General features: G+C 60.1%; 3 protein-coding genes. 2 read left to right on the top strand and 1 reads right to left on the bottom strand.

What is annotated here, in order from left to right; genetic code table 11:
• Positions 1-91: 91 nt before the first annotated feature.
• The gene (gene glnE / locus NTD87_RS10190) at positions 92-3,031 is read right to left on the bottom strand and encodes a bifunctional [glutamate--ammonia ligase]-adenylyl-L-tyrosine phosphorylase/[glutamate--ammonia-ligase] adenylyltransferase (RefSeq protein ID WP_262113669.1); all 2,940 of its coding nucleotides are present in this window, start codon (positions 3,029-3,031) and stop codon (positions 92-94) included.
• A gap of 382 nt (positions 3,032-3,413) precedes the next feature.
• Here glnE and aceE point away from each other — a divergent pair, with 382 nt between their 5' ends.
• Both aceE and aceF read left to right on the top strand, forming a co-directional pair.
• A complete protein-coding gene (gene aceE, locus NTD87_RS10185; RefSeq protein ID WP_262113668.1) occupies positions 3,414-6,059 on the top strand; it encodes a pyruvate dehydrogenase (acetyl-transferring), homodimeric type in 2,646 nt (881 codons plus the stop codon).
• A gap of 11 nt (positions 6,060-6,070) precedes the next feature.
• On the top strand, positions 6,071-7,708 hold the full coding sequence (aceF, locus tag NTD87_RS10180; RefSeq protein ID WP_262113667.1) for a dihydrolipoyllysine-residue acetyltransferase: 1,638 nt from the start codon (positions 6,071-6,073) through the stop codon (positions 7,706-7,708).
• Positions 7,709-8,009: the final 301 nt, after the last annotated feature.

Below are 8,009 nucleotides of genomic sequence, written 5' to 3'. Positions count from 1 at the left end.
CCCCCCCCCCCCCCCCCCCCCCCCCCCCCCCCCCCCCCCCCCCCCCCCCCCCCGCTCCCACATTGGGTATTGAGTGTTTCAAATATCCTGTTCAGCTTAGCCCCAGCTCACGCCAGATCCGCAACACTTCGCGACGTTCGGCTACAAACTGGTCACCCGGAATCACCCCGGCCTCATTCTGCAGGGCCTGGCGGTGAGCAGCGGCGCGGTAGGTCTTATAGGCCTCACGCAACAGGCTGGCGTCTTCGGCGGGCATCAACCCGGCCTCCTCCAAGCCTTCCAGAATGCGGATGTTATCCGTATAGCGGAGCAGCGAAGGGTGCACGGCGGACCACGCCAAAGCGGCGTATTGCACCATAAATTCAATATCGACGATACCTCCAGCGTCCTGCTTCAGGTCGAACGGCGCCGCGGCTTCGAAGGCATTGGCTGCCGTTCCGGCACCGGTGCTCTTGCTCCCCAGGTTGTCGCGCATCTTGGCGCGCATCTCACTGACTTCCTGGCGCAGCTTGGGCAGATCGCGTGCTCGCCCCAGGACTTTCGCCCGGACTTTTTCGAAGGACTGGCCGACATCCTGACTGCCCACCAGTACCCGCGCCCGCACCAGCGCCTGATGCTCCCAGGTCCAGGCTTCGTTTTCCTGATAACGCTCGAACGCCCCCACCGAACTGACCAACAGCCCCGATGCACCGGACGGACGCAGGCGCATATCGACTTCGTACAACTGGCCGGAGTTGGTCTGGGTCGTCAGCAAATGGATGATTCGTTGGCCCAGACGAGTGAAGAACTGCGCGCCATCGATCGGTTTTGCACCGTCGGTTTCTGCCAGTGGGTCACCGTCGTGGATGAACACCAGGTCCAGGTCCGAACCGTGCCCCAGCTCCAGGCCACCGACTTTGCCGTAACCGACAATGACGAAACCCGGGTCGCACAACGTGCCGTCGATACGCTGCGGCGAGCCGTACTTGGCCACCGTCTGGCGCCAGGCCAGCGCCAGCACTTGTTCCAGAATGGCTTCGGCGAGCCAGGTCAGGTAGTCGCTGACTTTCATCAACGGCAGGCTGCCGGCAATTTCCGAGGCCGCCACTCGCAGGCGGTGCGCCAGCTTGAAGTGCCGCAACGCTTCCATTTGTTGTTCGAGGTCATCCTCGGGAATGCGCGTCAGCCGCTCACGCAATTCGGCGGCCAACTCCGGTGCCAGCGGCGGCTTGAACAGTCGCCCTTCGTTGAGCAATTCGTCGAGCAATAACGGGAAACGGGTGATTTGCTCGGCAATCCACGGACTGGCCGCGCACAAGGTCAACAGCCGCCGCAGCGCGCCGGGGTTCTCGGTGAGCAGCACCAAATAAGCCGAACGCCGTGCCACCGCCTCAACCAGCGGCAACACCCGCTCCAGCACCAGGTCCGGGCTGGCGTGCTCCACCGCTTGCGCCAGCAAACGCGGAATAAAGGCATCGAGCCGCTCGCGTCCCAGACGCTGCATCGCCCGCAATTGCGGACTGCTGCGCAGGCTGGCGAGCGTCTTCAAGGCCTTGGGCGCGTCGACAAAACCACCCTCTTCCAACTGACGGCAGGCGGCGTCTTCATCCTGCGCTTCTTCCCAGAGCGGCAGCCACTCACCGCCGACCACCACTTCGCGTTCTTCGCCTTCCTCTTCATCCGGGTCAGCGATCACCTGGCGGAAGTGCCAGTCGACCCGGCCGCGCCAATACATCAATTGCTCATGGAACGCCGTCCAATTGGCAAAACCCAACATAAAGGCAATGCGGGCCTGATCGTGCTCGCCATGTGGGAGCATTTGCGTCTGACGGTCGGCAATCGCCTGGATTGCGTGCTCGGTATAGCGCAGGAATTCATAACCTTCGCGCAGCTCGCTGACCACTGCCGGCGGCAGGTAACCCTGCCCTTCCAGCGTGCCGAGTACTTTTAATAGAGGCCGCTGCTGCAAACTCAGGTCGCGACCACCGTGAATCAACTGAAAGGCCTGAGCGATAAACTCGACTTCGCGGATACCGCCGGAGCCGAGCTTGATGTTGTCGGCCATGCCTTTGCGCCGGACTTCCTGCTGGATCAGCTGCTTCATGGTGCGCAGCGCTTCGATCGCCGAGAAGTCCAGATAACGCCGGTAAACGAACGGCCGCAGCATGTCGAGCAGCTGCGCGCCCGCCACCTGATCGCCGGCCACTACCCGCGCCTTGATCATTGCGTACCGCTCCCAGTCGCGACCCTGGTCCTGGTAGTACTGCTCCAGCGCGTTGAAGCTGAGTACCAGCGCGCCGGACGAACCATACGGTCGCAAACGCATGTCGACGCGAAATACAAAACCGTCGACGGTCATCGGGTCCAGCGCCTTGATCAGCCGCTGTCCCAAACGAATGAAAAACTCCTGGTTATCCAGTGGACGCTTCACGCCAACCGTCTCGCCACCTTCGGGGTAAGCGAAGATCAAATCGATGTCTGACGACAGGTTGAGCTCCACCGCGCCAAGCTTGCCCATGCCGAGGATGACCATGTGCTGCGGCTCGCCACTGCGCCGGCCGGTGGGCGTACCGAACTGCAGGCAATGGCGCTGATACAACCATTGATAAGCCTGATCGATGCTCGCGTCGGCCATGTCCGAGAGGTCGCGGCAGGTCTGGATCAGATCGGCCTGGCGGGTCAGGTCGCGCCAGATGATGCGTACTTGCTGACGGTTGCGCTGACGGCGCAGCACTCGGCCCAGTTCATCCTCGGTGGTGGCCGTCTGCACGGCGGCCGCGATCTGCGTGCACAACTCACCGGCGGTGAAACGGCGGTCGAGTTCGCCGGACTGCGCAAGCTCCAGCAACATCAAAGGGTCACGCACGCTCTGTTCAATGACAAAGTCGCTGGCGGCGGTCACTCGGGCAAACGCGGCCCAGCGTTCAGGCGACCAGGTCGACAGGCCATGATCATCATCCAGTGTGGCAACGGCGGCACGGAACGACTGCTCGGCGCGGCTGACAAACGGCAGGAGAATGGCCGGCAGTTCGGCAAGCGAAGGGAGGCTCATGGTCTATCCTTGATCGGCGTAGAAAGGGCTGTCTGTAGTGAACGCATGAAATGCACTACGCAAAGGACTGTCGAACAAAAGTTAGAAATAGCTGAAATTTCGATTTTTTTGGCAGCTGACATCAAACCTCCACCTATTTCAGTTAGCTAAAGACCAACAGTAACGATTATTCTCACAACGCAGCAGGAGGCCACAAGCCAATCCTCTGTAGTTTTACTACTCGTATATACATTCGAAAGGCTGAAATGGCCGACGATTTGTAGTAAAACTACACGCCGCCGAATCAACCTCCGGCATTCCAAGAATTTATAACGTCTGCCCACAAGGCCAGTCGCTAACTCAGGCAACCGATTCTGGAAGCCTTTCCGCCCTGGAGCAAGCCATGCAAGACCTCGATCCCGTCGAAACCCAGGAATGGCTGGACGCCCTGGAATCGGTTCTCGACAAAGAAGGCGAAGACCGTGCTCATTATCTGATGACCCGTATGGGCGAACTCGCGACCCGCAGCGGCTCGCAACTGCCCTACGCCATCACCACGCCTTACCGCAACACGATCCCCGTCACCCACGAAGCACGCATGCCTGGCGACCTGTTCATGGAACGCCGCATTCGCTCGTTGGTACGCTGGAACGCGATGGCCATGGTGATGCGTACGAACCTGAAAGATTCTGACCTCGGCGGTCACATCTCCAGCTTCGCCTCCAGCGCGACCCTGTATGACATCGGCTTCAACTATTTCTTCCAGGCCCCGACCGACGAACACGGCGGCGACCTGATCTACTTCCAGGGCCACACCTCGCCAGGCGTTTACGCCCGTGCATTCATGGAAGGCCGCATCACCGAAGACCAGATGAACAACTTCCGCCAGGAAGTCGACGGTCACGGCTTGTCGTCCTACCCGCACCCGTGGCTGATGCCTGACTTCTGGCAGTTCCCGACCGTATCCATGGGTCTGGGTCCGATCCAGGCGATCTACCAGGCACGTTTCATGAAGTACCTGGAAGCCCGTGGCTTCATTCCTGAAGGCAAGCAGAAAGTCTGGTGCTTCCTGGGCGACGGCGAGTGTGACGAGCCGGAATCCCTGGGCGCGATCTCGCTGGCTGGCCGCGAGAAGCTCGACAACCTGATCTTCGTCATCAACTGCAACCTGCAGCGCCTCGACGGCCCGGTTCGCGGCAACGGCAAGATCATCCAGGAACTCGAAGGCGTGTTCCGCGGTGCTCAATGGAACGTGACCAAAGTCATCTGGGGCCGTTTCTGGGACCCACTGCTGGCCAAGGACGTCGACGGTATCCTGCAACGTCGCATGGACGAAGTCATCGACGGCGAGTACCAGAACTACAAAGCCAAAGACGGCGCGTTCGTACGTGAACACTTCTTCAACTCGCCAGAACTCAAGGCGATGGTTGCTGATCTGTCCGACGACGAGATCTGGAAACTCAACCGTGGCGGCCACGACCCGTACAAGGTCTACGCGGCGTACCACGAAGCGGTCAACCACAAAGAACAACCGACTGTCATCCTGGCCAAGACCATCAAGGGTTATGGCACCGGTGCCGGCGAAGCGAAGAACACCGCGCACAACACCAAGAAGGTTGATGTTGAAAGCCTGAAGCTGTTCCGCGATCGTTTCGATATCCCGGTCAAGGACGAAGAGCTGGAAAACCTGCCGTTCTTCAAGCCAGAGCCAAACAGCGCCGAAGCCCGCTACCTGAGCGAGCGCCGCACTGCCCTGGGCGGTTTCGTACCACAGCGCCGCGCGAAGAGCATCAGCGTGCCAACGCCGCCACTCGACACCCTCAAGGCAATCCTTGATGGCTCGGGCGACCGTGAGATTTCCACCACCATGGCTTTCGTGCGGATCCTTGCGCAACTGGTCAAGGACAAGGAAATCGGTTCGCGCATCGTTCCGATCATCCCGGACGAAGCCCGTACCTTTGGTATGGAAGGCATGTTCCGTCAGTTGGGCATCTACTCGTCCGTCGGCCAGCTCTACGAGCCAGTCGATAAAGACCAGGTGATGTTCTACAAGGAAGACAAGAAGGGCCAGATCCTCGAAGAAGGCATCAACGAAGCGGGCGCCATGAGCTCCTTCATCGCTGCCGGTACTTCGTACTCCAGCCACAACCAGCCGATGCTGCCGTTCTACATCTTTTACTCGATGTTCGGCTTCCAGCGTATCGGCGACCTGGCCTGGGCCGCTGGCGACAGCCGTACCCGTGGCTTCCTGATCGGCGGCACTGCCGGCCGGACCACGCTCAACGGCGAAGGCCTGCAACACGAAGACGGTCACAGTCACATCCTGGCCGCCACCATCCCGAACTGCCGCACCTTTGATCCAACCTACGGCTACGAGCTGGCGGTGATCATCCAGGACGGCATGAAGAAGATGACCGAAGAGCAGCAGGACGTTTTCTACTACATCACCGTGATGAACGAGTCCTACCAGCAGCCAGCCATGCCGGCCGGTGTCGAGGAAGGCATCATCAAGGGCATGTACCTGCTCGAAGAAGACACCCGCGAAGCGGCGCACCACGTTCAGCTGATGGGCTCCGGCACCATCCTGCGTGAAGTCCGTGAAGCGGCGAAGATCCTGCGTGAAGAGTTCAACGTCGGCGCTGACGTCTGGAGCGTAACCAGCTTCAACGAACTGCGTCGCGATGGCCTGGCCGTAGAGCGCAGCAACCGTCTGCACCCGGGTCAGAAGCCTAAGCTGAGCTACGTCGAAGAGTGCCTGAACGGCCGTCAAGGTCCGGTCATCGCGTCTACCGACTACATGAAGCTGTTCGCCGAGCAGATCCGTCAGTGGGTCCCGTCCAAGGAATTCAAAGTCCTGGGCACCGACGGTTTCGGCCGCAGCGACAGCCGCAAGAAACTGCGTCATTTCTTCGAAGTCGACCGTCATTTCGTGGTGTTGGCAGCCCTTGAAGCACTGGCTGACCGTGGTGACATCGAACCTAAGGTTGTGGCTGAAGCCATCGCCAAGTTCGGTATCAACCCGGAAAAACGCAACCCACTGGACTGCTGAGGAGACACTCTGTGAGCGAACTCATTCGCGTACCTGACATCGGCAGCGGTGAAGGTGAAGTAATTGAACTGTTGGTCAAGGTCGGTGATCGCATCGAGGCTGACCAGAGCCTGCTGACACTTGAGTCGGACAAGGCGAGCATGGAGATTCCGGCCCCCAAGGCCGGCGTCATCAAGAGCCTGAAAGTGAAGCTGGGCGATCGCCTGAAAGAAGGCGACGAGCTGATGGAACTGGAAGTCGAGGGTGCCGCTGCGGCACCTGAGGCTCCGGTCGCTGCTCCTGCGGCCGCCGCAGCACCTGCGGCTGCACCGGCACCACAAGCTGCTCCAGCGCCAGCCGCTGCGCCTGCTGCTGCCACCGTTCAGGACATTCACGTCCCGGACATCGGTTCGTCGGGCAAGGCCAAGATCATCGAATTGCTGGTCAAGGTTGGCGACACCGTTGCGGCTGATCAATCGCTGATCACCCTGGAGTCTGACAAGGCCAGCATGGAAATCCCTTCGCCGGCTGCCGGCGTAGTGGAAAGCATCGCGGTCAAACTCGAAGACGAAGTCGGCACTGGCGACTTTATCCTCAAGCTGAAAGTGGTAGGTGCTGCGGCACCTGCTGCACCGGCACAAGCTGCCGCTCCAGCGCCGGCTCAAGCCGCTGCGCCTGCCGCTGCTGCACCTGCTGCACCTGCTGCAAAAGTCGAGGCCGCTCCGGCGCAGGCGCAAGCACCAGCGCCAAGCGGTGCCAAGGTTCACGCAGGCCCGGCGGTTCGTCAGCTGGCTCGTGAGTTCGGCGTCGAGCTGAACGCGGTGAGCCCAAGCGGCCCACACGGTCGTGTGCTGAAAGAAGACGTGCAGGTTTACGTCAAAGCCATGATGCAGAAAGCCAAGGAAGCTCCAGCTGCTGGCGCAACCGGCGGTGCCGGTATTCCGCCGATTCCGGTCGTGGACTTCAGCCGCTTCGGTGAAATCGAAGAAGTGCCGATGACCCGTCTGATGCAAATCGGCGCGTCGAGCCTGCACCGCAGCTGGTTGAACATTCCACACGTGACTCAGTTCGATTCGGCTGATATCACCGACCTGGAAGCGTTCCGTATCGCTCAGAAAGCCGTTGCAGAGAAGGCTGGCGTCAAGCTGACCATCCTGCCATTGCTGCTCAAGTCCTGCGCGCACCTGCTCAAGGAACTGCCGGACTTCAACAGTTCGCTGGCACCAAGCGGCAAGGCGATCATCCGCAAGAAGTACGTGAACATCGGCTTCGCCGTCGACACCCCTGAAGGCCTGCTGGTACCGGTCATCAAGAACGTCGACCAGAAGAGCCTGTTGCAACTGGCAGCCGAAGCCGCTGCGCTGGCTGCCAAGGCCCGCGACAAAAAGCTCACCGCTGACGACATGCAAGGCGCCTGCTTCACCATTTCCAGCCTCGGGCACATTGGCGGCACCGGCTTCACGCCGATCGTCAACGCGCCGGAAGTGGCGATCCTCGGTGTTTCCAAGGCAACCATCCAGCCCGTCTGGGACGGCAAGGCCTTTCAGCCGAAACTGATGCTGCCACTGTCGCTGTCCTACGATCACCGCGTGATCAACGGCGCTGCTGCTGCACGCTTCACCAAGCGTCTGAGCGACCTGTTGGGCGACATCCGCACCATCCTGCTGTAAAGCGGCGGCCCTCCTTCATCGGAGGGCCACTCGCGTTCCACGCTTTCCGAGCGCCACGCTCGTACCTCAACCCCGCCAATTTGGCGGGGCTTTTTTTGCCTGAAAAAAACCCGCCATTTCACGACACCGTCAACACTCGTTGAAGGCCTGTACGTATTCCTACTGTTGATAATAACCGAGACTACTTCTGTGGATTATTCAAGCCACAACCAAAGTCCACTTACCCATCAATATTTATCGCCCGACGAGCAATAGGATAAGTCCGACAAAGCAACTGACTGCTTTCACAAGACACCATAAC

It is taken from the genome of Pseudomonas sp. 6D_7.1_Bac1 (assembly GCF_025465945.1).
In the GTDB taxonomy this organism is placed as follows: Bacteria; Pseudomonadota; Gammaproteobacteria; order Pseudomonadales; family Pseudomonadaceae; genus Aquipseudomonas.
The sequence above is the reverse complement of the archived record's forward strand: the minus strand, read 5'-3'. Positions and strand labels throughout refer to the sequence as shown.